Origin of the sequence: uncultured Kriegella sp. (genome assembly GCF_963975415.1) — a bacterium.
Taxonomy (GTDB): domain Bacteria; phylum Bacteroidota; class Bacteroidia; order Flavobacteriales; family Flavobacteriaceae; genus Kriegella.
In genome coordinates this window covers 1-25,608 of sequence record NZ_CAXBGN010000009.1, presented here as the reverse complement: position 1 = coordinate 25,608, position 25,608 = coordinate 1, and the positions used below count along the sequence as shown (strand labels likewise).

Sequence of the window (25,608 nt, the reverse complement as noted above, 5' to 3'; positions counted from 1 at the left end):
AACTAAAAAAATAAATCATGAAAAAATCCAGAAGAAAATTCTTGACCTCCATTAGTTTATTGGCAGCAAGCACCGCTATGCCGATTTCTGCATTCAGCTTTGGTTCAAAAAAGGAAAAATTGAAAATTGTACTTGTGGGTACCGGAATACGGGGCACAAGTTTTTGGGGACAGCGATTGGTGAAGCAATATTCCGACATCCTTGAATTTGTAGGGTTGTGCGATATTAATCCTGGAAGGTTGGAATATGCTAAAAAATACATGGGGGTCTCTTGCCCGACTTTTGCGGATTTCAACACTATGCTCGAAGAAACAAAGCCCGACTTGGTTATCGTAACTACCAAAGATTCCACTCACCACGAATTTATAGTAAAGGGGTTGGATTTTGGGTGCGATGTTTTAACTGAAAAGCCTTTGACCATAGATGAGTATAAATGCCAAGAAATAATTGATGCCGAAAGGAGGTCGAACAAAAACTTAATAGTAGGCTTTAATTATAGATGGAGTCCCTATAACACAAAAATAAAGGAATTGCTCGCCAATAATGCTATCGGCAAAATAACTTCGGTAGACTTTCATTGGTATTTAAACACATACCATGGCGCATCTTATTTTAGAAGATGGCACGGACTTCGGGAAGCCGGGGGGACATTGTGGGTACATAAAGCTTCGCATCATTTTGATCTCTTGAATTGGTGGATAGATTCCGAACCGAGTGAGGTTTTCGCTTATGGTTCTTTGGAAAAATATGGTGAGAGTGGCCCTTTCCGAGGGAATAGTTGCCGGAATTGCAATTTTAAGAATAAATGTGATTTTCATTGGGATATCACAAAGGATAAACGTTCCATGGACCTGTATGTGAACAATGAAAAATATGATGGTTACATTAGGGATAATTGCTTGTTTAGGAACGAGATCAATATTTATGATAAAATGTCCGCTCAAGTCAAATACAAAAATGAGGTAGTTGTGAACTATTCCTTAACTACATATTCTCCATTTGAAGGATGGAGGGTTGCTTTTAATGGAACCGAGGGAAGACTGGAAGCCCGTTTAGATATTCCATATGAAAAAGCGGAGGACATTAACCAATCAGAAATGCATGCTAATGAGATGGATCAAACTTCAAAAGAAGCAGATAAGTATGAACCTATATTTGTTCATAAACTTTGGAAGGAATATGAGGAGATAAAAGTTCCTTTTACCCGTGCTGGACATGGAGGTGGAGACGTTGCATTACATGATAAAATATTTAAAAACCCAAAAGCAACAGACCTTTATGGTCGCTCGGCGGGCATAAGAGACGGGGTAATGTCTATTTTAATAGGTATTGCGGCAAGAAAGAGCATAGAATCTGGAGACCCAATAAAAATAGCAGAATTAACAGAATTGGAACCTCGAGAGAAAAGATTATGAACATCTCTTGTGAGTCGTAAATAAATGGGGAGAAATTACTTGTTTTGGGAATAATGTTTTTTCAATCGTTGCAAATGCACGGGAATCTTATGTCCTAAAATATGCATCGAAGTCCTAATGTTCTAATACGTTGTGTTGAAATTGATACCGTAGACTGTCCTAATGATATCTGGTCTGAGCGAAACGCTAAGACAAAAAGCAGTTACAAACCAGTAACTATGGGGCTAGATGCGGACTTTGGAAGCTGTACAAGTATTAAATAATTTTCGGACAATCAAGCTTATTGGTGTTGTAATGGAGGATGGCTGGCTCATCCAGACATGTGTAAGCAGGACTTACAAGTCCTTACACGAAGAAAGGAATACAACCGAAAGTCTGCGATACCTTAATATTTTAGTTTGTATATGCGCAATAATGCAATATTTCATGTTGATTTTTAAAGGAATCTTAAAAAAAGCTTGAAAAGGAATGGTACCTAACGGGAAATTATGGTACTAAGCTATAAAGGGTCCGTCTCAGAACGGGCGAAATAATGTAGATGAGGTCAGCGACAACAAGGGTATAATGACCCACGATATGGAGTAATGACCTAAGGGATTGAGAAAAAAACAATACGGGATGTCGAAAAGCGTGGCCGCGTTTTTCAATACAGACCAATTATTAACCGTAACACAATTAACTAATCAAAATCATTTAAATTATGCAGAAAAACCATTGGTTTTCCGTATTGGCGGAAAACGTTCTCAAAAAGAACCGAACCATGAAGCTTTCAGTTCTCCTGTTTCTTTTAATATTGTTCAATGTGCAGGCTAATTCCTATGCACAGAGCAAAAAACTCACTCTTAATATAACCAATGAACCCATCGCCAACGTTTTGGGGAAAATCGAGGCGCAGAGCAAGTTTAGTTTCTTCTATAATACAGAGGATGTGGATTTGCAAGAAAGAGTTTCCCTCAATGTGGACGATACTATGATTAAGGAGATTTTGGATCTTCTTTTTAAGAATAAGGGTATATCATATACCGTAGTAAAGAAACAAATTGTTCTCAAACCGGTAGTCAACACGGCTAAGCCCAAAAATGATGGCGCTGATGCGGACACGGTGAAAAACATAGCTCCTCAGTTTTTGATATCCGGTACCGTGATTGATGCCCAAGGTGTTCCATTGCCCGGTGCAAGTATAATTGAAAAGGGAAGCTCTAACGGCACCCAAACGGATTTTGACGGAAAATTTTCACTTTCCCTAAACAATCAAGATGCGATATTAGTAGTATCCTATATCGGCTTTGCTACCCAGGAAATAAATGTTGACGGACAATCAAGTTTTTATATTACTCTTGCTGAAAGCACAGCTGGCTTAGATGAGGTTGTGGTAGTTGGGTACGGCTCTGCGAAAAAGTCTGACCTGACTGGCTCCGTTGTTCGAGCGGATATCGATTCATTTGAAGATCAGCCCAATGTTTCAATTGCCCAATCGTTACAAGGGTCCGTTCCCGGTCTTAATGTAGGGGCAGTAGCCTCTGCTGGCGGGGAACCCAACATATCTATTAGGGGTAGAACATCAATTTCAGGCGCTCAAAATCCATTGATAGTTCTTGATGGGGTCATCTATAGAGGAAGTTTAATCGATATAAACCCCAATGACCTTGCCTCCGTAGATGTATTAAAAGATAATAGTGCCGCCGCAGTGTATGGATCTCAGGCATCAAACGGGGTAATCATATTGACTTCGAAAACTGGAAGGACCGGTGATGAAAAACCTACTATAAGCTATAGCAGCAATTTCGCAATCCAATCGCCTACAAAGGAATTTATGCCCTTGGATGGAGAAGGTTGGTTTGAAAGAGTCCTCTCTTTCGATGTCTTCAATAGTAGAACGGAAGAATCAGGGTACTTGCAACCCAATCCAGATTATTCCCCTACAACAAACTTTAAGGATACCGAACAAATCATAAACTGGCAAAATGGAAATGAGACAGATTGGGACGAACTTGTTACCAATAGTTCTATGTACACCCTAAATCACAATCTTAGTATTTCCGGCCATACACAGAAGACAAATTATTTGTTATCGTTTGGCATCTCGGATGTTCAGGGCTATATGGTGAATGAAGGCTACAAGAGATACAATGCCCGGGTGAACATAGACAACAAGATAACGGATTGGTTAACCGTTGGACTACAATCCTTTTTCACATCAAGTGATTATTCGGGTAGGGAACTTGCCCCCGTTACAAGGTGGATGCCCCCCTATATTTCGGCTTATAGGGAGGATGGGGAGTTAAATTTCCCCAACTCAGGGTTTGCTAATATCGCCGCTTTGGAAGCTGACAATGATGACATTAGGAATAATTTGTTTGCAAACGTTTTCCTGAAAATCGATTTTCCTTTCCTAAAGGGATTATCCTATAAAATAAATATGGCCAATAATGTGGTATGGAACCATGACTACTATTTTGACAAGTATTTTGGGAATGGACAGGGATACGGCGAAAAGTTCAATTCGGAGAACCACAGTATTTTAAGTGATAATATTCTTTCCTATAACCGGGTCTTTGATGAGAAGCATAAAGTGGATGTTACCTTATTGTACGGTTTTGAAAAGAGATCTAATGAATATACTAGGGCAAGCAGTACGGATTTCCCAAACTCGGCATTGGGGTATAACAACCTTCAAGCAGGAAATTCAACCCTTCAGGAAGCCGAATCTGGTGCTTGGGAAGAGTCAAGTCTATATTCCATGGCAAGACTTTTATATACCTTTAATAATAAATATCTGTTCACCGGAACTATAAGACGCGATGGATTTTCAGGATTTAGCGAGGAGAATAAATTTGGAGTATTTCCTTCCGTAGCCTTGGGCTGGGTAATCTCACAGGAATCATTTATGTCCTCTCTGAAAAAAGTCAATTATTTAAAATTACGGTTGGGCTATGGTTCTACGGGTAATAGAACAATTGGCAGATATCAAACATTGGCCAAAGTATCCGATGGTTATAATTATGTAAATGCTGGCGATACACCCTTATATACCAAGAGTATCAGTAGTTTGGCAAGTGATGATTTACAATGGGAAACAACTACTGGTCTTGATGTGGGTCTGGATTTTGGCTTTTTCGAATCAAGAATTACAGGTGCCGTAGATTATTACAGTAACGACACCAAGGATTTACTTTATGACGTTGACGTGCCTTCCATTAGCCGTTATTCCAAATTTCCGGATAATCTTGGAAAGATTCATAATAGTGGTTTTGAGGCTTTTTTATCCACTATAAATGTAAAAACCGAAAATTTTACATGGCAGACCGATTTTTCATTTTCTAGAAATAGGGATGAACTTGAAGAACTATTGGGTTTGGACAATGATGGCGATGGTCAGGAGGATGATCTAGTTTCAGAAGGGTTGTTTATCGGGGAACCATTGGATGTTGTTTACAACTATGATATTACTGGTGACATATACCAATTGGGTGATGATGTACCCGTTGGGGCCGATGTGGGATCTTATGTCATCATAGATCAGAACAATGATGGCGAAATAGATCAAATAAATGATTACCAAATTCTAGGGTATGGATCTCCCAATTATAGATTTAGCCTTGGTAATACCTTTACTTATAAGAATTGGTCATTCTTTGCTTTCATTAATTCTATACAAGGTGGAAAGGGATATTATACCCAATTAAACGATCAATCAGAGATTGTAGGTGGTTTTAATAGCTATGGGTCTGGTAATCATTACAACTGGAATTTTCCAACAAGTTACGATGCCTGGCTTCCGGAAAATTCGGATGGAAGATATGAACGTATAGGGGCCATTAGTGCACCCGGACAGCGAGGCATTGAAACTGTGGAGCGAAGTTTTGTGCGATTACAAGATGTTTCGCTATCCTATAGTTTTGATCAGGAAGTTCTGAGTAAATTCAAGATTCAAAGATTAAAGTTAATTCTCTCCGGAAAAAACTTAGCCACGTTTACCAAATATCCTGGATTAGATCCAGAGACGGGGACAGGGATTACTAAAAACGGCAGACCCGTTTTGAGAAGTATAGCATTGGGTTTAAATGTTGATTTTTAATAATAAATAGTACGAAAATGATAACCATAATTAGATATAATAGTTTGATTCTAACGTTGCGATTTTCAGCGTTATTAATTTTAGTTGGCTTGATTGGCCAATCTTGTAATGAAGATAAGTTTTTGGAAGAGGAGGCATTGGATTTTTATGCGCCTGAAAATTCTTATGTTACGTCTGAAGATTTTGACGCGGCCCTTTTAACACTTTATAGTGATTATCGTGATTACATGTATGCTCAACGTACCCCAAGGACATATTGGGATATTTCAGATATCACCCTTAGTTACTATTATGCCCAAGGAACTAGACAAGTAAATACGAGACTCACACCTTCTTCTACAGAAGAAGTTTTAAGTTTATGGGAAGCCTTCTATAAACTTATATATGATGCAAATGTCATCATAGGGCGCTCGGAAGATAATGCTTCGCAATTGACGGAAGGCGAAAAAACAAAGGTTCAGGCAGAGGCTATGTTCTTTAGGGGGCTCGCTTACAAAACACTAGCCCATTTATTTGGGGGCGTACCTCTTGTTTTGGAAGAAACCAAATCACCTAATAGAGACTATGTTAGAGCCTCTAGGCAAGAAGTTTATGAGCAGTGTGCCCAAGATTTAGCGTTTGCGGCTGCAAATCTGGATAATATTGATGAGGTCTATGATTTTGAAATAAGTAATCTTGTTGCTTATCATGTTTTGTCTGAAGTATATATCTCTTTAGGAAGATGGCAGGATGCAGTAGCGGCGGCTTCAAAGGTGATTGATAATCCAAATACCGCCCTTATGACCCAAAGGTTCGGGACTAGAGTGAATGATCCTGATTTTGGAGGGGATGTTTATTGGGATCTGTTTCGTCACGGCAACCAAAATAGGTCTAGTGGAAATAGGGAATCACTTTGGGTAGTTCAATGGGCTTATAACACTCCAGGAGGCGGGGTTAATAGGGATTATTCCTTGGCAAGAAATATCTGCCCGGTTCTTCATAGCGCTGAGATTACACAGAGCGATGGGTCTACTGAGACAGTCTTAAATCAACCAAATACCTACGTGGCAAATAGGGGTGTTGGCTATTCGGGGCCAAGTCCATATTTTAGAAGAACAGTATGGGAAAAGAGCGGTTTTGATCAAGATATGCGCAATTCTAGTCATAATATTGTTCGGGATGTACAGGTGATGAATCCGGCTAATGAATATAATGGTCAATGGGTCATTGCGGACAACCTTCCTTTGGTTAAGGTAACAGAAGTGGATACACTTCAACGTTTCTTTCCGATTATAATGAAAGCGGTAACCCCTGGCCTAGATCCCATCGAATTCTGGCACCAAGATCAGAGTGTTCCTGGAGCGCTCACCGCACAGGCCGGGACAACTTATAGGGACCATATGGAAATTCGGTTGGCCGAAACGTATTTGTTAAGGGCAGAAGCACATTTGGGTAATGGAAATACGGCTGCAGCGGCGGAGGACATAAATGTCGTCAGAAGAAGGGCCAATGCGCCAGAGGTATCCCCAGGGGAGGTAGATATTGATTATATTTTGGATGAGCGGATGAGAGAGCTGTACTATGAAGAATTTCGTCTTATTACTTTAATGCGACTTGGAAAGGCAGTGGAAAGAATTAAAACCCTGAACCCCGTGGTCGGAGAACATATGGAAGATTACCAAGATCTTTTCCCAATTCCAATTAGTGAGATCCAAAAAAACACAGGTGCCGTTTTAGAGCAAAACCCGGGATATTAATAACCATTTTTAAAGGGGTATTTTCAAAGTAGTAATATTGGATTGGTTTGATAGGTGATTAATTCCTAACAGACAACGAGCCATTATCTTGAGGAAATACCCCTTTTTTTCAGAAATAAGACATGAAAGTTCAAATTAAATATTTGGTTGTTACTTTCTTCGCATTTAATCTAACTATTTGGGCTAAGCCCGAAATGGAGATAAGATCATGGCAGTTGCACAAACTGGATATGGATTATTGTAAAAAAGTTATGGATGAGGCCTCTAAGTATGATATCAATACTATAGTGTTCTCCCATGAAATGATTTGGACAACCATGCAGCTCTATGGAACTGGTGCAAGAAAAACTGAAAAAAATGGTGTTGGTGAGAAGTTGAGGGAGTTAGCCAAATACGCGCATGATAAGGACTTAAAGGTGTGGATATGGACTCATGAATTGGCTGATGTACCCGCTAAATATCTTAAGGAAGGTATTGTGCAAATGGATGCCCCTGGATTTTGGAAGTGGCTTGAGGATAGGTATGCCAAAATGTTCCTCGACTTTCCCGAGTTTGATGGACTAATGATGACCTTCCATGAAACACAGTACAAGATATTTGATAATTCAGAAGTAGCTTCTAAACTTTCAATGCCCGATCGCTTTCAGAAATTGATTAATTCTATTTATAAAAGCTGTAAAAAAAATAAAAAGGAATTGATTGTAAGAACATTTGTTTATGAACCGGAACAACTGGAATGGCTTAAGCAAGGATTGGATAATGTTAGTGACGATATCATGGTCCAGTCAAAATGTATTCCTCATGACTGGGAGCCGTTTTATCCCCATAATCCTTTGATTGGTGCCTTTAGGAACAAAAAACAGATTGTCGAGTTCGATTGTTCTTCGGAGTATACGGGAAGGAACCATATTCCCTACACCTCCCCGGAATATTTTTCGTACCGATGGAAATATGACATGACCTTTCCGAAAGTTGTTGGTTATAACGCGAGACTTGATCATGCTGGGTTCGATGCCTTATTTACTCCAAATGAAATAAATATCTATACTCTTGCTAAGATTACTCAAAACCCTGAAATGTCCCCAGATGAGATATGGGTAAATTGGGCTAAAGAAAGGTACGGCCAAGGGGCCTCAAAAGGTATAATAGACGTATTAAAACCTTCGTTCGATATAGTTAACAAGTTGTTTTTTCCTCAGGGCGTATGGTTTACAAGACATAGTTGGTTGCCTGCTTTTGATTATGCAGATTCACATATATCATACATAAATAAATGGTACAAAGAAGAGTATATCGATGTCACGGAAGAATTAACCAATCCGAACATGGAAACCTTTAGCCAAGTGAGGGAAGAAAAAGACGAGGCTATTCGGCTTATCCAAAAATCACTATGGCAACTTCTATCGGTCAAAGGGAAGATAAAGGAAAAGGAGTATAATGACTTACAGGAAAGATTTACGTTGCTTCTTCAAACCGGGCTTATTTGGAAAAGCCATATTACCGCATTTATGGGCTTAAAATTATTAAAATCCCATCCAGAACTTAAACCCATTGTAAAGGGAGCAATTAATAATATTCAGCAATTGGCATATAATATCCCGGATAAACAGGTTTACAAACCTGTGGCAGATCGTGATGAGATATTAAAAATTTCCAAAGGATTTGAGAAATTGTTAAGCAAGTATTAAGCATTGCTGGTTAATGAGAGTATACTGAATTACTCAAAGAGGTTTGTAATGCTTGTTGGAAGCCCGTTTATATAGGTGTTTTGAAGGGTAGAAGGATTCCGAATGAAAAAAATCGACAGCCCTCTACTTTAAAGGAAAAAAACGGGAAGCATGGCCGTGCTTCCCGATATTGATTGATTTTAACCGTAACACAATTAACAAATCAAAATCAATCAAAATTAGATAAAAAAATCGAGTATGGCGTATTCCAACCCCTTGTTTCTTACAGAGTGTAGTAATTCAATTTCATGCTATTGCATTAACTCATTCTTTGGAATAATTGCGGATTTTATTGTTGGTAGTGCTTTGAAAAATGTTAAATGGCCGGTTTCCCGGGAGAACTTGGAACAACAATGAAAAGTCAGTAGATACTTTTTTCCATTTACCGAACAATAAATTATATCAAATAGTTTAAAAAATTGACAATGAGGAGATGTTGGTGTTTTAAAGGCTCAAGTTGTCGGTCCAAGGGCAATTTTGGTAAGTTGAGGGTCAAGAATAATAGCCACGGAAAAATCAGGTTACCTGAATAAATATTTGGTCATTTCACTAAATAGTGACAATCTTAATAATAATAAAGTTAATCGGCAAAATATAATTATGATTCATTTTTTGTTTAAAGTTTTGACAATAGGCCTATTGCTGTCGGTGTTTGCTTGCAACCCAAATAAAGAGAGTAATGAAAACGATAAGCCTAATATTCTGTGGGTAGCATGTGAAGATATTACGACGATGTTGGGTTGTTATGGAGATTCGAATGCCAGCACACCCTACTTGAACGATTTTGCCGCGTCTAGTGTGTTATTCTCCAATGCCTTCGCAACTGCACCGGTTTGTTCGCCATCCCGTTCTAGTTTAATAACGGGTAGGTATGCGACAACCCTGGGTACGCAGCACTTGAGGTCCGAAACAAAAATTCCTTCATTTATCGAACCTTTTCCCAAAAAACTTCGTGACGCAGGATATTACGTAACAAACAATGCAAAGGAAGATTATAATTTTCAAGACAATACGATATGGGACCAATCCTCCAAGGAGGCACATTGGAGAAACAGAAATCGGGAGGACCAACCTTTTTTCAGTGTTTTTAATCTTGGCATAACACACCAATCCGGAATATTTGGTAATGACAGTATGTATATGCGGAAAATCAAGAAGTTTCTTCCCAATATTAAAGTAGCGCAGCAAGATTCTATCACCCTTCCTGAATACTATCCTGATACTCCTGAAATAAGGAAGCTTTGGGCACGATACTATACAAACATAAGTATCATGGATTATCAATTCCACAACATTATGGACCAATTGGAGGAAGACGGATTGGTTGACGATACCATCATATTTTTCTTCTCTGATCATGGTACAGGTATGCCCAGACACAAAAGAGTGGTATATGATTCAGGTTTAAAAATTCCCCTTTTGGTTTCCGTACCCCTAAAATGGCGTAAAAAGTATGGTTTTAAACCGGGAACAGTAGAAGATAGAATAGTGTCCTTCGTTGATTTTGCTCCGACTTTATTGGAATTGGCAGGGATGAATCTTGATTATGAGTTTGATGGGATATCATTTCTTCCAGAAAAAAATCGAGTATCCAAGAAATTTGCGTTCGGTGCGTCTGACCGTGTCGATGAAGCGTATGAAGTGGCAAGGTCTATTCGTACATCAAAATTTAGGTATATCCGAAACTTTATGCCTCATTTACCCTTGTTGCAACCAAATTTCTACACCGATCAGTCCGCCATAATGAAAGCATTGTCGGAGGTTGATAGGGATTCCCTGAATAGTGTTCAAAAAGCGATGTTCGCTCCACATAGATTGACTGAAGAATTGTATTATTCTATAGAAGATCCCAATGAGACCCAAAATCTCGTAAACGACCCAAAATATGCCGATACTTTAAATAGGATGCGTGGTTTATTAAGGGATAAAATTATCGAAACCTATGATACCGGTTTTATGCCCGAACCCGAAATGATTCGGCTTTCGAAACAAAATACACCCTATGAACTTGCTCGAGATAAGGAAATCTATCCAATTGATGAAATTATGTCCATCTGTGACCTAATGTTATGGAACAAAGACCCAATTCAAGAAATCATTCGATACCTCAAACATGATAATGGCTTTGTCAGGTATTGGGCTTTAATGACCATTCAAGCGAGGGGAATATCAAACGGAGAGATCATAAACGCGGTAAAAATGCTCTTAAAGGATGAATTTGCAACTGTGCAGATTGAGGCCGCAAAGATTTTGGTGAAAAATGGCAACCCTAAAGCACTGGATGTCTTAAACCAGCACTTGATAGGGGAGGATTATCTTGTTCTTTATGCCGCCAGGGCTTACCAATTGATTGGCGATTCATTGACCGAATTTCCAAATGAGGTTATAGAAGCGTATCAAAAAATGTCCGAAAAAACCAATGAAGGAAGTCTTTCCTCCAAAAGTTATTACACTTTATATGCTTATTGGGCACTTCATAGTATGTTATCCCCAAATTAAAAAACATACTCATGAAACGACAAACTTGTTATATAAGAAAATGGAGTTTTTTAACCATCATTTTTTACCGACGATGACTTTTATGGCCTTTTGGCAGCAGGGATGATGAAAACGATTTCAATATTACCATGGTTTGTGTTGATGATTTGGCTCAATGGGCAGTAGCTGTATGCGGGAATAATGGCGTACATCACCATATGCGCATAATACAAATATATGAATGGAAGCCTGTTTTACACTCGGACGTAAATGATTAATCACTGGATAATGGGAATAGCCACTGACTTTATAACCTAAAGATGAACACTGAAGAAAATGAGAATGTTTACGGGACTACTAAGTCTGTGCGAAAAATTCAAAAGAGTTTATAAGCCGACCTTCATTCATGAAGGCTTAAAAACAAACTGAAATGAAAACGAAAATGAAAAATCGACCGAGTCGGTTAGCCAATACCACTCGAGCACCGCATTCGGTCATCATTGTCGTCATGGGGATTATATTGATAGGTTACGGATGTTCACCCAAACGGGTTAAGGGTGACGATGGCCCCCAAAGGGAGAAAAGACCGAATATCATATTTATACTTGCCGATGACCTTGGCTATGGTGATGTTGGTTTCAATGGGGCACGTAAGGTGCGTACCCCGAACATCGACCGCATTTCGGAAGAGGGAATGAGATTCAGGAATGCCTACTCCCCCCATTCGGTCTGCACACCTACGAGATATGCGCTAATGTGTGGGCGCTACGCCTGGCGCACCTGGAACGGTCACATCACTGTTTGGGCAAACGACCCATTGCTCATAGACACTACAAGGGTTACCGTTCCCAAAATCCTAAAATCCGTGGGATATAAGACCGCCATCATCGGAAAATGGCACCTTGGTTTTGGGGATCCGGCAGCGGAAGGCTGGGACACCATTAAGGGGCCGGACTATAACGAGGAACTCAGACCTGGACCGTTGGAGGTCGGGTTCGACTATTTTTATGGCATTCCACATACGGGCCAGAAACCGAACGTATATATCGAGAACCATGAGGTTCAGGGCCTGCACACCGGGGACAATATGCAGATTGTACTGGACAGCAAATGGAAAGACAGGCCCTCCTATCTTGACAGGATAGGAGTTCCCGACCATCGTTTTACAGGAAATGAAAACGCAAGATACCAGCACAACGACCTTGCCGTCCACCTGACCGGCAAGGCGGTCGACTATATCGACCGTCAAGATGACGAGCCCTTTTTTCTCTATTTCGCCCATAGGAATACGCATGCCCCTCTTAAACCGAACGCCAAGTTTGAGGGAACCAGCGAAATCGGAGTGTACGGGGATTTTGTCAACGAGTTTGATTGGTCGGTGGGCGAAGTGCTCAATGCTTTGGATAGAAAAGGCCTTTCAGAAAACACTATCGTTGTGATATCAAGTGACAACGGAGGTGTTACGGACTACAGGGACTCAAAGTTCATATTGGTGAACGGGCATAAGGTAAATGGTCCTTTTTTTGGCCAAAAAACGGAGGCCTATGAAGGTGGTGTACATATTCCTTTAGCGGTCCGGTGGCCCAAAAAGGTCGAGGCGGGCACTTCCTCAGATGCCATTGTGGGCCTGAACGACTTTTTGGCGACCCTTGCCGAGCTTAACGAGATCACCTTGCCATGGAACGCGGGAGAGGATAGTTTCAGCTTTTTGGCTGAATTGTTGGGTGCTGAACCCCAGTGGCCCCGACGGGAAAGCATTGTGGTCGATGCTACCTCCGGCTTAATGGGGATAAGGCGTGGCGCATGGAAGTTTATTTCCGGACAGGGTGGTGGAGGTGTCCATTGGAACAGGAAGGAGAACGTCATAATGATGCCCCATCAATGGAATTTTGATTGGGATGCGGACAATCCACCAGGCCAGTTGTACAATTTGGCCACTGATTCGAGCGAGACCGACAATTTATATTACCAATATCCTGAAAAAGTGGTCGCCTTGCGTGCAGAATTGAGAGATATCCTATACGGTGGAAGAAGTACGGAATGAAACCGCCACGCCCCAACAATTGTAATAGCTCTGCTTTTTAGGGTATCAATCGACAAGAATGGGCATTACATTGTTATTTTTAAATCAATGAAGGAAGTAGACAATCATTTACAAATAAAGATGCGAACGTTTTTAATTTTAATAGGGGTTCTTTCCTTTTTTTTGGCATGCAATAATAACCAAGAAACCCATAAAAACAATTATGGGGGCTGGGAGAATTACGCAGGCAATAAAGACGGTTCCAGATATTCGTCATTAAATCAAATAAATAAGAAGAACGTAAAGAATTTAAAGATTGCATGGAGATATAGTACGGGAGATAAGGATAAAAACAACCGTTCGCAAAATCAATGCAATCCCATTATAGTTAATGGAATTTTTTATGGTACGTCACCCAAGTCGAAATTAATTGCCCTAAAGGCATCAACAGGTGAACCTTTATGGACGTTTGATCCAGTTGTGCACGATACTGTTAACAATGAAAATGCATACTATAAGGTGATAAGGGGTGTGACCTATTGGGCAAATAAAGCTGGTAATGAAGCGTACATTTTTTATGGTGTGGGTTCAAAAATGTTCTGTATTGATGCCCTTTCAGGGAATAGAATAGAATCTTTTGGTGAAGGAGGATATATAGATTTGACCAAAGACTTAGGGCGGGACCCCTACAATTTCAACCCCTTTGTTGCCAGTACCTCTCCCCCGATAGTATATGAGAATCTGTTGATTTTGTCCACTAGGGTGGCCGAAACGGCAGATGCTGCTCCAGGCCATATCCGGGCCTATGATACAAGATCGGGTGAATTAAAGTGGGTTTTTCATACCATCCCACATCCAGGTGAAATAGGCTATGATTCTTGGCCAGATAAGGAGTCTTGGAAAGAACTAGGTGGAGCTAACAATTGGGCTGGAATGTCCCTTGATCAAAAAAGAGGCATTGTCTTTGTGCCAACGGGATCTGTGTCAGGGGACTTTTATGGAGGTATCCGAAAGGGTGAAAATCGGTTTGCTAATTCTTTGATAGCACTGGAGGCGTTGACAGGTGATTATTTATGGCACTATCAAATTGTGCACCATGATTTATGGGATCGTGATCTCCCCGCAAACCCTAACCTTGTTACCTTGTATAAGGATAAGGATACTATTGATGCGGTGGCGCAAATAACAAAACACGGGTATGTTTTTATTTTTGATCGAGAGAACGGACAACCTATTTTTCCCATTGAGGAAGTTGCCGTACCTCAACACGCCCTTCCAGGGGAAGAACCTTGGCCAACCCAACCAATACCAACATTGCCAGAACCATTCGCACGACAGAAATTCACAATTGACGAGGTCACGAATTTGGATTCCATAACCCACATTGACATGCTGGCTAAATTCAAAAAAATCAAGTACTCTGAGAAGTTTACCCCACCCAGTAAAGAGGGTGCATGGATTTTCCCAGGCTTTGACGGAGGAGGTCAATGGGGAGGTGCTGCTGTGGATCCCGAAACCCAGATTTTATACGTGAACAGTAGTGAGGTTCCGTGGTCCTTGACCATGATCGATATTCCGAAAACAACACATGAAAACCGAACCTTCAAGGGAATAGGAAAACAGGTGTACAACCAAAACTGCTTGGCTTGTCATGGTGGTGATTTGAAAGGTAACGGCACCGCCTTTCCTTCATTATTAAATGTAGGGGATCGATATGACAAATCCGATATTTTGACAATAATCGAAAAAGGCAAGAACATGATGCCCGCCTTCGGACAACTATCTGAAACGGAAAAGAGTGCGCTTTTGACATTTATAATGGACCTAGAGGAAAAAGAATCCGCCAGCATGGCTAAAAATGGTTCAGACAGCATTCAAAAAAAGACTAATAAAACAAATGGAATTTTGAGCACTGTACCCTATACCATGACGGGGTACAATAGGTTTTTGGACAGAAACGGTTATCCCGGAATTACTCCCCCTTGGGGAACACTTAACGCGGTACACTTATCATCTGGTAAGTTGTTGTGGAAAGTTCCGTTGGGAGAATACAAAGAACTAACTGAAAGGGGCATTTCGCCCACCGGAACGGAAAACTATGGAGGCCCGGTGGTTACAAAGGGCGGGTTGATCTTTATTGCGGCTACCAACGATTCCAAAATCAGGGCATTCGATAAAGATAATGGAAAGATTCTATGGGAAGCGGATTTGCCTGTACCGGGTTTTGCCACTCCCGCTATCTATGAGGTAGATAATAAACAATTTGTTGTAGTGGCCTGTGGCGGAGGGAAAATTGGTGCTGATTCGGGGGATGAATATATTGCCTTTAGTTTGCCTACGAACAAGCTGTTTATAGCAATTTTTAGGGAAGGCTACATTTTTAGGGAAGGCTACAAAAACAGGGAAGCCTTCAGAGACTTCAAAGCCCATTGATATTTTACCTTCAAGGGAGGGTAAAGAGCTAAAAAAGTGGCTGTCAAAATATCCTGGTGTGAAGATTGTCACCAGAGACAGGGCCAGTTCGTATTCTTCTGCCGTTAATGAGATTTGCCCAAGTGCGGAACAGGTTGCGGACCGATTTCATTTATTAATGAACCTATCCGACGCTTTGGACAAGTATTTCAAAAGTGTGGATCCGAAAATCAAAAAACTAATTAAAGAAAAAAGCAATGAACTTTTAAAAAAGTCCGATGGTCACATTACCGGCGATGCGAAAGTAAAAACAACGGAGCCATTATCAAAAGTCCAAAAAAGGGTCGGTCCAAAAGGAGTAGATCAGAGGCAGGATATTTTCAATAAGGTCAAGGAATTACAGGCCAAGGGAATTTCCAAGCGAAAGACCGCAAGGGATTTGGGCATAAGTCGCAATACGGTCCATTCCTATCTCTCGCTAGAATCATTGCCTCCCAGATCAAGCTCAAGATCAACCAATGTCGAGTTATTTTCCCGGCACATCGTTGCGCGATTGAACGTTAAAGGGTATATGATGAAAGATATAATAGACGAAATCTATAAACTAGGATACAACGGAAGTAGAACGCAGGCCTATCACAATATAAATATCATTAAGGAAAAATTTAAAATATACACGCCGGATTTTGCACAAATCCAAAAGTCGAGAATTCCCTACATAAAACCATTAAGCTCAAGGAAGCTCGCCAAATATATTGGTTCCTGTCCGACCGTTATCAAGAATCCCGATGAGCGCAGGTATTTACAAACTCTATTGGATAATATCTCGGAACTCCAGGTGATCCAAAAATTGGTGCGGATCTTTAAAACAATGTTAACAACAGGCCGTGGTAATATTTACCGATGGATCGAATTCATTAAGCGGTCAAAATACAAAATGACGGGATTGACCACTTTTGCCAATGGACTGCTAAGGGATATTAAGGCCGTTAAAAACGCGATTAATATGCCCTGGAGCAATGGTGCTGTAGAAGGCCACGTAAACCGGATAAAGAGTATAAAAAGACAAATGTACGGCAGGGCCTGCTTTGACCTATTGCGTAAAAAGGTGATTTTATCTCAAACCGGTTAATGCGTCCCCAAATATGACGAAGAACCGTTAAAGTGAACCACTGAAAACGGATTTTTTTGAACCACTTAAAAAATCGTTTAAGGTTATGTTATAAAAGGGTTTGCAATAAATATTGCTATGCCCACTTTATTCCGATGGGGGTGGTATACTATGTCCGTCCTTTCCAGTAAGAAACCTGTGTACCGTAAATAAAAACGGACGGTTCATCGAACGCTCCATATATCAAGAGGCCCTGGAGGAAAACCAAAAAAGGGTCGGGGAAAACCCGGAATATTATAGGCTTAGGCAACAGATCACCGAGCACCAGTTCGGAACGATCAAAAGGCAATGGGGCTTTGCCCATACCCTTATGAAAGGAAAACAAAATGTGCTCTCCGAGGTAAACCTGATCATGATCTGTTACAACCTGACAAGACTTACGTCCATCCTTGATCCGAAAGAGCTGAAAAACAAGCTGAAAACGCTTGGACTTGAACCATCCCGCTTATTCGGGGCAATTTCCGCCATTTTGGGGGACTTTCTATTTTGGGACAATTTTTTGTACCGCCAAGAAAACGGTCGTAAAACCCCTTGCACATTCATGTAAATCAAAACGGATCACTTAAATTTGACCTTAATGGGGTTTCTGCGCAGACTCCCGTTAGGCATAATTAACCAGCACATCAATGCCAAGATTACTAAAAAATGATACCGTAAGATTAATTGAAGCCAGTATTGAGTTTCTTGGATTAGCCCAAATTGGGATTTGTGCTTTTAGAAGAGATCAATTAAAAATGGAACATGTTCGCTATTCACCAGAAATTGGTCTGATTGGTAGCGCTATAGAATTGGCCATGAGTTCTGTTTTGATTCAAGCACTAGGCAAAAAGTCAATTTATAGGGATTATAAGAACGCCAAATATAAAACTGCATCCGAAATTTTAAGTGATTTTAGATTTTTGCTTAAACAGTCTTCCTCGAATATTTTGTTTTTGTCAAACGGAGTATCAAATTCTTCAGATCATATAAATAGCATACTTAATTTAACAAATAGGTTTCAGCTAATTATCATTAGTCGAGCTAATGGATTACATAATGGTTACGGAATGAACTACGATTTAGTCGCCTCTTTATTCCAAAGCGTGAGCAAATTTTTAAACTTAATTGCAGAATCTAATAACTATAAACCTTACTTATCCAAAATTCCTGAACTAGTCGGTATTAAAATTGATACTCAAGTCGTGATAGAGGATTTATATAAACGTTTTAACAATAGCGAAAAACTAGTAGAGCAAAAATCAATCCTATCATCTCTGTTTCTAATATTACCAGAGATTCCTAAAGATATGCCCGAATGGATATCTAAGTTCGAGAAAATAAAAGTCGCTCCTAAAAAAACAGATATAGTTTATCTAATAAATGCCTTGGAAAATGCAAATCCTGTTGCGTTAAAAAAAGTGACCGATGGGACCGAGAGTTTAAATGTGAAGATCGTAGGTAGAGATGTTGATGGAGCAATTCCAATTTCCGCACAGTTTTTAAAAACGGAGTTTACTCAAATTAGAGACCAGTTCTACGCAGACATAGCGAACGCTAACGGTCGATTGAATAATAATCAATTAGACCTCCCTCCAAAGGAATCAATATATAATGCCTTTTCTTATGATTTAAATGATCTGAAAATTCTCGATGAGGACAAAAAATTTACGGCTCATCAGTCGTGGCCATTCATCATCGAGGCCATAAATATTCCTAAAAGTAACACTAATGCACCTTATTGGTTCATGATTAGAAAAACTGATGACATGGGCCAACTTAAATCTTGTTTAAAGAAAGCAACAAAATTTGGAAACAGTTCACTTAAAAAGAATACAACGTTAGTGTTAGGAGGAATTGAAGCAATAGAAAAAGATGAGTCCATAAGTACTGATTCTATTTTCATACAAAAAATTCTAAAAGACATAAACAATCTAAATTCTCAACTTGAAAAATTTGAAAAATTATATCAAAAAAATGGTCTTAATGGTTTGACCGACAGTTATATTCCTTTTCTTAATGACCTATTCGAGGAAAGCATTTCAGTAGGACCGATATTAGAAAAATTGATTAAAGATGATGATGTTGAAGAAAATAGTATAAGATATTGGATAGCCAAGTTGACCACAATTATGCCTGAAATTGAAGATTTTCCAATTTTATCCGTTATTTTAAATGATGAAAAATTTAAAAATGCTCACACCAATATTCGAAAAGCATATAGAGCGTTTGACTTCAATATTTATGGCCCGAAGGTTAAAAGTGCCTAACAATAGTAACCGTTGCACAAGCCCTTGATTCAGCAAAAAATGAATCCATTCAAGCCTCTATAAGAGGCTTTTTTATTATTGGGCTAGATGCGAAAAGCTAATTTGTAGCCTTCCCTAAAAATAAAGACTTACCCCTTTTCGTACAGAGGTTAAATTAAAAAGCTCTAAAAATTTATGTTTCAAAATTATAGAAAATCAAAATGAGAGAGTAGTTGATATGCGAACAGAATGTAAATCACGTAAGATGTAATCCGACCGATAAAAGCATATTTCTCCCTCTCCGCCTCATTTTCCAATTTATTAACCCTTTCCCTTAGTAGATTATCGAGAACGGTAACTGCCTCTTCAATGGTTTCATTATCATTCAATACTGAGTTTGGGACCCTCAAGGTGATAACATCCTTTTGCACAAAATCGTGAAAAGTTCTTTTAATGTCACTTATTGCTTGTTTGGAATTTCTATTATGGTGGGTTCCATCAACCTCTATTACAATTTTTGCTTTATGAATAGCTAGGTCAACATGTTTATGTTCATCTTTGTCTTCGTGCGCAACTTTCCATCCCTTATCGGATAAACCGGTCTTTAAGCGCAAAGCTTCCGCTGTCGCTCTTAATAGGTCAGAAACGTTCTCATCTTTAGTCTCAATTTTTTTTTGCTTACCTTTTTGGTGCGGCATGCATAATGCAATTCCGAAATTATCAAAAGAATAGTCATAAACTCCATTTGATATTATATTCCCGCATTCTATGCAATTGTGAGGCATACGTGTTAAAATTTGACGAGAGGACTACAATACTTGATTTCTTGAGTTTCCATCTCTAAGATTTATTATGGTTTTTCAGTGCTTTTTATATTGACGTAATATTAAAAATCTTTAAGTGAATTAATCTAGACTAATGAATAACGGATTATTGATGTTGCTATTGCCGCAATAAGAGTAAAATAAGGCCAAACAGCATTTCGTGTAGTTTTGTTGAAAAATTTTGTATTTAAAATTTTGCTAAGTATCGGAAATGACGACTGAAACAGATATTTTAGGAGCCTAAGATTATTTATAACAAGAAATTAAAGTTATGCCAATTAAAGTTGTAGAGCTCTTTGCAGGAGTTGGTGGGTTTAGAATAGGTCTCGAAGGTTATCCAAAAAATGAAGATTCAAAGTTTGAAGTCATTTGGAGCAATCAATGGGAACCGAGTACCAAAACTCAACATGCAAATATGATATACAATGAGCGTTGGCCAAATTCGAATCATAGCGGAGAAAACATTGAAAACGTAATTGAGAATAGCTTTGAAATTATTCCAGATCATGATTTATTGGTCGGGGGATTCCCGTGTCAAGACTATTCCGTTGCTACAACCCTGCAAAATTCGAAGGGTCTAATTGGAAAGAAAGGCGTTCTATGGTGGAGTATAGAGGCCATTCTTAGAAGGAAAGAAATCAAGCCTAAATATTTATTGTTAGAAAATGTAGATAGATTGCTGAAGTCTCCTTCAAAACAGAGGGGAAGGGATTTTGCAGTTATGCTGGCATCTTTAAATAATCTTGGGTACGCAGTAGAATGGCGGGTAATCAATGCTGCCGAATACGGTATGCCGCAAAGAAGAAGAAGAATATTTTTTACAGCATACCACCATAGTACAGAGATTTATAGAAGGTTAAAAAAAATTGATTCTAAAGAGGATTGGTTAGATTCCGACGGTGTGTTTGCTAAATCTTTTCCTATTAGGGAATTGACGGAAAAAATTATCACTGGGGAAATAGGAAAGGATTTAATCAAAGTTTCAAGCGAATTTAATTTGAATGAAAAGCTGAGTCCATTTCAGAATTGTGGGTTAATGATCGACGGTAGATATCATACGACCAAAGTATATCCATTCTATAACGGGCCTTTTAAGACCTTGGGGGATGTACTTGTCGATTTTGAGCATGTTCCGAGTGAGTTTTTTATTTCAAAAGAGGATGTAGAAAAGGAAAAGGGTTGGAAATACCTTAAAGGTTCAAAGAACGAACCGCGATTTAATAAGGCACAAAATTACTACTATAATTATACGGAGGGTAGTATGATCTTCCCCGACGCCTTAAATAATGCATCTCGCACAATTATTACTGGTGAAGGAGGTAAATCGCCTTCAAGGTTTAAACATGTTGTGAAACAAAACGGAAGACTAAGAAGACTAACACCATTAGAATTAGAAAGACTAAATACGTTTCCGGACAATCACACCGAGCATCCTGAAATCACGGATACAAAAAGGGCATTTTTTATGGGAAACGCGCTAGTAGTGGAGGTTGTCCAAAGAGTAGGAAACGAGTTATATGATCAAATTAGTTTACCAGTAGAAGAGCTTGTCCAATAATTTGCCATATAATCCTAACGATCCGATTTCTATAAGAGCTTATGCAAAGCATCTAGAGAATAGAACGCTACGACAACTTTTTGGTGATGACCTTCAAAACAACTATTCGGGTAAAGGAAAGCTAGGCCAGCTTCTTGAAGAACTATATTTTAATTACAAACCAAATTCCAATGCAGAGCCTGACTTTATCCAAGCTGGACTTGAACTAAAAACTACACCATTAAAGAGAATTTCCAAAGGTCTTGTCTCAAAAGAGAGATTGGTTTTCAATATCATCAACTATGAAGAGGAATATAAACTATCTTTTGTAAACAGTAGTTTCTGGAAGAAAAACAAACTGCTTCTTTTGATATTTTATTTGCACGAAAGAGAGAAATTGGATATTGATTATATATTTAAAATTGTTCGCCTTTGGCGTTTTCCAATAACTGATTTGAAGATAATAATTGATGATTGGAAAACGATAGTTGCAAAAATCAAAGCAGGGAAAGCTCACGAAATATCTGAGGGTGATACTTTATACCTTGGAGCCTGTACCAAAGGTTCAACAGCTGAGAAATCGAAAAGAAAACAACCATTTTCTGAGAAACTGGCTCAACAAAGGGCGTTTTCACTTAAATCGAAGTATTTAAACTTTATTGTAGAACGAAGTTTTGAAGGTGATTTTGAACTGCCCGATATAAACGCAGCCTATAATAAGGTTTTAGAAAGTCAACATGATTTACTGGAAGGTGATTGTGGAGATCTACCAGTTCTTACAGATGGCCATGAACCAGTAATAAAGAACGTTTCGGAATATCGAGAAGGTCAAACTTTCGAGGATGTTATTCTTGAGAAGTTTGAAAAATACTATGGCTATTCCGAGAGGGAAATCGTCGATTCATTCAATCTCGATGTGAATCTTAAAGCGAAGAACAAGAATTATGTTTTCGCGAGGGCCATTTTGGGTGTTTCGAAACAAAAGATTGAAGAATTTGAAAAAGCCGAAATCGAACTAAAAACCATAAAATTGGAAGAAAGGGGAACTCTTAAAGAGAGCATGTCGTTTGCTCAAATTAAATTTCTTGAAATAATTGAAGAGGAATGGGAGGATTCTTATTTATACGCTACTTTAACAAAGAGATTTTTCTTTGTAGTATTTAAAAAAGATAAACATCAGGTTTCTCGATTATTTAAGGTCAAATTTTGGACGATTCCTTATTCCGACTTAGTTGTAGCTGAAGAATTTTGGGGTGATACAAAGAAAAAGATTCAGAAAGGTATTTATAATCAGTTTTGGAAACTGAAGGACCATAATATTTTTCATGTAAGACCAAAAGGAGTTAATGCCAAGGATTTGATGCGGACACCACAGGGAACCATGGAGAAAAAAAAATCGTACTGGTTAAATAGCAGGTATATCTTAAAACAAATTCACCAATGACTAAACCTGTTGCTATATACGACGGGGCTGAGGTTAATAAATTTATAAGTAGTTAAAGTGGTTAATCTGAAAGCTATTTATGCTTGCAAATACACCACATTTCCCGTTTGAACATCATAATAGGGCTTTCGCCCGCTCGAATCCCTTCTAAGATTTTTTATCAATAAATAACGGGATTTGATCAATAATGCCTTGAGTTCCTGGATATCCTTTTTTGTTGCAGATTTATTTTCGGCAGGGGTAAACATGGTTTTTGCAATTTCGACGGCCGCTACTCCTGCCGCCGCATTTCCAACTCCGGCAAAGGATATTTTCTCAGGCATAGATGCCTTTTGGGTTTCCGGTAAGACCTCGTTTTTAGGTATCGCGATTTCTCTTTTCGGTTCCCCGATCCGTTTCTTGTTCCTCCAATTAAGGCTACGGCACGAGTTACTGCAAAATAGTTGGGCCCCTCTTCGTTTTGGGACGTAATCTTCACCACAATAGGCGCAATTCTCCGTTTTTTTCATAATTATGCGTAAACTGAACGTTCAATTTACGCATAATTTATTTTTTATACCACTTAACCGATATTAAAAATACGCTTCAATAAAATAGTTTCAGCCTCCTTTTCGGTAATAATCGGCTCCTTCTTCCCTTTTTTGAGTGCTTTTTCTTTTGTGGAAAGAGCAGGTGGTTTTTCGGTAAGTACTTCTTCGCGAACCAATGTGTCGGGCTTCGTTAATTGCTTTTTCTCGATACCATATTGTTCGGATAATTTAGGAAAGGAGGCTTCCAGAATTTCCGCTAAATTGAAATTACCTTTGGGCACATCTTCCCTTTTGGGGTAAAAGTGTTTTAGCACGGTTTCAAAATGGGCCTTATGGTAGTTCAACTGCATTCGGAACAATCCTTTAACGGTATCCTCCAGAGGAAGTATCTGGGATAGGTTATCCTGTAGCCACTTTGTTATGTAGAACAAACACTCCGCCTGTTCATAGTATTGCTCCAACATATAATTGAACTCCACTGTATCGGAATCGGCCCTCTTGCTTAATAATTGATGGATATTCTTTTTTAACGAAGCACCCTTCAATATGGCCCTACTGTTGTCCCTTTCAGAATCATAAGCGATTGGTCCTTCAATATAATCAACGACCAATATCTTGTTACGGAATTTCTGGAAATCAAATTTTTCATAGTTTTCCAAAATCTGTTCCGTCATTATATGGTCCGGGATAAAGAACACTAATTCTTCCCACAAAATTGGGAGCAGGCCGTTGTAAAAACTTTCCAATGCGGTTTTATTCATGTTCGCTCTCTAACATTTTTGAATAATCTTCCGGCAGTTCGGCATCTATATCACGTAAATATTTTTCCAATGCCGTCATAGAAGAGTGCCCCGTAATCAACTTTAACCTACTCTTTGCCTCAAAAGGTGAAAACCTCTTTGATAAAGACCTATAAGCTTTGGTAATGTACGTGTGCCTAAAACTGTACAGGCCATAATCCGTACCCAGATCGAAATGATCTTTGACGACTTTTTTAAAACGTTTCGAAAAATAGTCCCTTCGGTTGCCAATTTCCGTGTTCCATTCTCCCCCGATCTTGTCCGGTGTAAACAACACGGATTCTTTATCCAGTTTTTGAAGGTCGGGTAGATCGTTCCACAATATCTCGGGTATGATCTTTGTTTTCATCGGGCTGTTCTTGGCCTTGAATTCTACTGTTTTACTCTTTAGTTTAATATCCTTCACCTTGAGCCGGCATACTTCGATCGGGCGTAGAAAACCATAGGAGACGAATTTGATATAAAGCAGCAATATGGGGTCGGTAACTTCCAAATAGCTGAATATCTTTTGTTGGGTTTCCTGGGTGTATGTTTTGTTCCGCTCCGGAACGGTTTTTAAGGTCGGTATTTTTTTAATAAAGTTTTGCTCCAATATGTCGTTATCGACCAATACTTGAATTATACTGCTCAGATCCGTTCTAAAGTTGTTTCGGTTACGGGCACTTGTCCTATCGATGACATCGTTTAAAAATGAAGTGACGACCTTCTTGTCAAGTTCCGTGATGTCCGTTATTTCCGGACGGTTTGTTCCAAGCCATTTTAGAAAATTCTTTATTTTGTTTTCATAGCCTCTTTTGGTCGTCGGGCTCAATATTTTTTCCTTGCGCGCAAGTCCGAAATCGAAGGCTTCCCGAACGGTCATTTTTGGCCCGTCGTCATCATTGCCCGTTTTTTTGTTACCCTTCTTTGTCGAGACCTGATCGCTGGCATCATCCTTCTTGGCATTCAATCTATGATGTAGTTCGGTATTATCGGTGTACGGGTTGTAGCCTTGTTTCAATAATCGAAGCAGGACCTTTCTGTAGGTGACCAAAACGGACATCCGATCTTCCTTGGTCTTATATTTATTTGCATTCCCATAAAAGGGCGTCAATCTTTTTAGCTTTCCGCTTTTAGGTTCGCGAAAGGAAAAATAGACGTACCAGCGTTTGGAGAGATCGCCGTTGGCAGAATATATTTTAGGGTTGGAAAAGTTTCTTTTTACGGAC

16 protein-coding genes are annotated in these 25,608 nt (G+C 39.2%); 12 read left to right on the top strand and 4 right to left on the bottom strand.

The features are described from left to right. Positions 1–17: 17 nt before the first annotated feature. From AACZ88_RS17565 to AACZ88_RS17520, 10 genes are all read left to right on the top strand, one after another. The gene (locus tag AACZ88_RS17565; protein ID WP_339713023.1) at positions 18–1,415 is read left to right on the top strand and encodes a Gfo/Idh/MocA family oxidoreductase; all 1,398 of its coding nucleotides are present in this window, start codon (positions 18–20) and stop codon (positions 1,413–1,415) included. Between the two features lie 700 nt (positions 1,416–2,115). Then, positions 2,116–5,493: a SusC/RagA family TonB-linked outer membrane protein gene (locus tag AACZ88_RS17560; protein ID WP_339713020.1), complete on the top strand. Its 3,378-nt coding sequence runs from the start codon at positions 2,116–2,118 to the stop codon at positions 5,491–5,493. Positions 5,494–5,510: 17 nt separating this feature from the next. Then, positions 5,511–7,229: a RagB/SusD family nutrient uptake outer membrane protein gene (locus tag AACZ88_RS17555; protein WP_339713018.1), complete on the top strand. Its 1,719-nt coding sequence runs from the start codon at positions 5,511–5,513 to the stop codon at positions 7,227–7,229. Between the two features lie 122 nt (positions 7,230–7,351). After that, positions 7,352–8,917, top strand: coding sequence for a hypothetical protein (locus AACZ88_RS17550; protein ID WP_339713015.1), 1,566 nt, complete (start codon positions 7,352–7,354; stop codon positions 8,915–8,917). 639 nt (positions 8,918–9,556) lie between these two features. After that, positions 9,557–11,455: a sulfatase-like hydrolase/transferase gene (locus AACZ88_RS17545; protein ID WP_339713012.1), complete on the top strand. Its 1,899-nt coding sequence runs from the start codon at positions 9,557–9,559 to the stop codon at positions 11,453–11,455. A 409-nt stretch (positions 11,456–11,864) separates the two neighbouring features. Continuing rightward, positions 11,865–13,478 (top strand): arylsulfatase, encoded by a 1,614-nt coding sequence (locus AACZ88_RS17540; RefSeq protein WP_339713009.1) that lies wholly within the window; start codon positions 11,865–11,867, stop codon positions 13,476–13,478. An 87-nt stretch (positions 13,479–13,565) separates the two neighbouring features. Further along, on the top strand, positions 13,566–15,890 hold the full coding sequence (locus AACZ88_RS17535) for a pyrroloquinoline quinone-dependent dehydrogenase (protein WP_339713006.1): 2,325 nt from the start codon (positions 13,566–13,568) through the stop codon (positions 15,888–15,890). Beyond that, the gene (locus AACZ88_RS17530; protein WP_339713410.1) at positions 15,886–17,001 is read left to right on the top strand and encodes a transposase; all 1,116 of its coding nucleotides are present in this window, start codon (positions 15,886–15,888) and stop codon (positions 16,999–17,001) included. Before AACZ88_RS17535 ends, AACZ88_RS17530 begins: the two co-directional genes overlap by 5 nt. A gap of 112 nt (positions 17,002–17,113) precedes the next feature. Further along, on the top strand, positions 17,114–17,587 hold the full coding sequence (locus AACZ88_RS17525; RefSeq protein ID WP_339713003.1) for a transposase: 474 nt from the start codon (positions 17,114–17,116) through the stop codon (positions 17,585–17,587). 79 nt (positions 17,588–17,666) lie between these two features. Next, positions 17,667–19,286 carry a hypothetical protein gene (locus AACZ88_RS17520; RefSeq protein ID WP_339713000.1) on the top strand — a complete coding sequence of 540 codons (1,620 nt, stop codon included), beginning with the start codon at positions 17,667–17,669 and terminating at the stop codon, positions 19,284–19,286. A 185-nt stretch (positions 19,287–19,471) separates the two neighbouring features. On the opposite strand, the gene AACZ88_RS17515 is transcribed toward AACZ88_RS17520, so the two are convergent. Continuing rightward, positions 19,472–19,963 carry a hypothetical protein gene (locus AACZ88_RS17515; RefSeq protein WP_339712997.1) on the bottom strand — a complete coding sequence of 164 codons (492 nt, stop codon included), beginning with the start codon at positions 19,961–19,963 and terminating at the stop codon, positions 19,472–19,474. A 397-nt stretch (positions 19,964–20,360) separates the two neighbouring features. Here AACZ88_RS17515 and dcm point away from each other — a divergent pair, with 397 nt between their 5' ends. After that, a complete protein-coding gene (gene dcm, locus AACZ88_RS17510) occupies positions 20,361–21,647 on the top strand; it encodes a DNA (cytosine-5-)-methyltransferase (protein WP_339712994.1) in 1,287 nt (428 codons plus the stop codon). Then, the gene (locus tag AACZ88_RS17505) at positions 21,637–23,070 is read left to right on the top strand and encodes a MutH/Sau3AI family endonuclease (RefSeq protein ID WP_339712991.1); all 1,434 of its coding nucleotides are present in this window, start codon (positions 21,637–21,639) and stop codon (positions 23,068–23,070) included. The genes dcm and AACZ88_RS17505 overlap by 11 nt, the downstream gene beginning before the upstream one ends. A gap of 77 nt (positions 23,071–23,147) precedes the next feature. Here the strand turns inward: AACZ88_RS17505 and AACZ88_RS17500 are convergent, their stop codons facing one another. The 3 genes from AACZ88_RS17500 to AACZ88_RS17490 all read right to left on the bottom strand — a co-directional run. After that, positions 23,148–23,579 carry a hypothetical protein gene (locus AACZ88_RS17500; RefSeq protein WP_339712988.1) on the bottom strand — a complete coding sequence of 144 codons (432 nt, stop codon included), beginning with the start codon at positions 23,577–23,579 and terminating at the stop codon, positions 23,148–23,150. A gap of 53 nt (positions 23,580–23,632) precedes the next feature. After that, complete coding sequence (locus AACZ88_RS17495; protein WP_339712985.1) at positions 23,633–24,361, bottom strand: hypothetical protein; 729 nt, start codon at positions 24,359–24,361, stop codon at positions 23,633–23,635. Continuing rightward, positions 24,354–25,608: site-specific integrase (locus AACZ88_RS17490; protein ID WP_339712982.1), on the bottom strand; the 1,255-nt coding region annotated here is incomplete at its 5' end. The genes AACZ88_RS17495 and AACZ88_RS17490, both read right to left, overlap by 8 nt.

Excerpts from the sequence above, each read along its gene's own strand:
- dcm (WP_339712994.1), top strand. The coding sequence starts at position 20,361 with ATGCCAATTAAAGTTGTAGAGCTCTTTGCAGGAGTTGGTGGGTTTAGA.
- AACZ88_RS17555 (WP_339713018.1), top strand. The coding sequence starts at position 5,511 with ATGATAACCATAATTAGATATAATAGTTTGATTCTAACGTTGCGATTT.
- AACZ88_RS17500 (WP_339712988.1), bottom strand. The coding sequence starts at position 23,579 with ATGAAAAAAACGGAGAATTGCGCCTATTGTGGTGAAGATTACGTCCCA.
- AACZ88_RS17550 (WP_339713015.1), top strand. The coding sequence starts at position 7,352 with ATGAAAGTTCAAATTAAATATTTGGTTGTTACTTTCTTCGCATTTAAT.
- AACZ88_RS17540 (WP_339713009.1), top strand. The coding sequence starts at position 11,865 with ATGAAAACGAAAATGAAAAATCGACCGAGTCGGTTAGCCAATACCACT.
- AACZ88_RS17495 (WP_339712985.1), bottom strand. The coding sequence starts at position 24,361 with ATGAATAAAACCGCATTGGAAAGTTTTTACAACGGCCTGCTCCCAATT.
- AACZ88_RS17515 (WP_339712997.1), bottom strand. The coding sequence starts at position 19,963 with ATGCCGCACCAAAAAGGTAAGCAAAAAAAAATTGAGACTAAAGATGAG.
- AACZ88_RS17535 (WP_339713006.1), top strand. The coding sequence starts at position 13,566 with ATGAAGGAAGTAGACAATCATTTACAAATAAAGATGCGAACGTTTTTA.
- AACZ88_RS17560 (WP_339713020.1), top strand. The coding sequence starts at position 2,116 with ATGCAGAAAAACCATTGGTTTTCCGTATTGGCGGAAAACGTTCTCAAA.
- AACZ88_RS17520 (WP_339713000.1), top strand. The coding sequence starts at position 17,667 with ATGCCAAGATTACTAAAAAATGATACCGTAAGATTAATTGAAGCCAGT.
- AACZ88_RS17545 (WP_339713012.1), top strand. The coding sequence starts at position 9,557 with ATGATTCATTTTTTGTTTAAAGTTTTGACAATAGGCCTATTGCTGTCG.
- AACZ88_RS17565 (WP_339713023.1), top strand. The coding sequence starts at position 18 with ATGAAAAAATCCAGAAGAAAATTCTTGACCTCCATTAGTTTATTGGCA.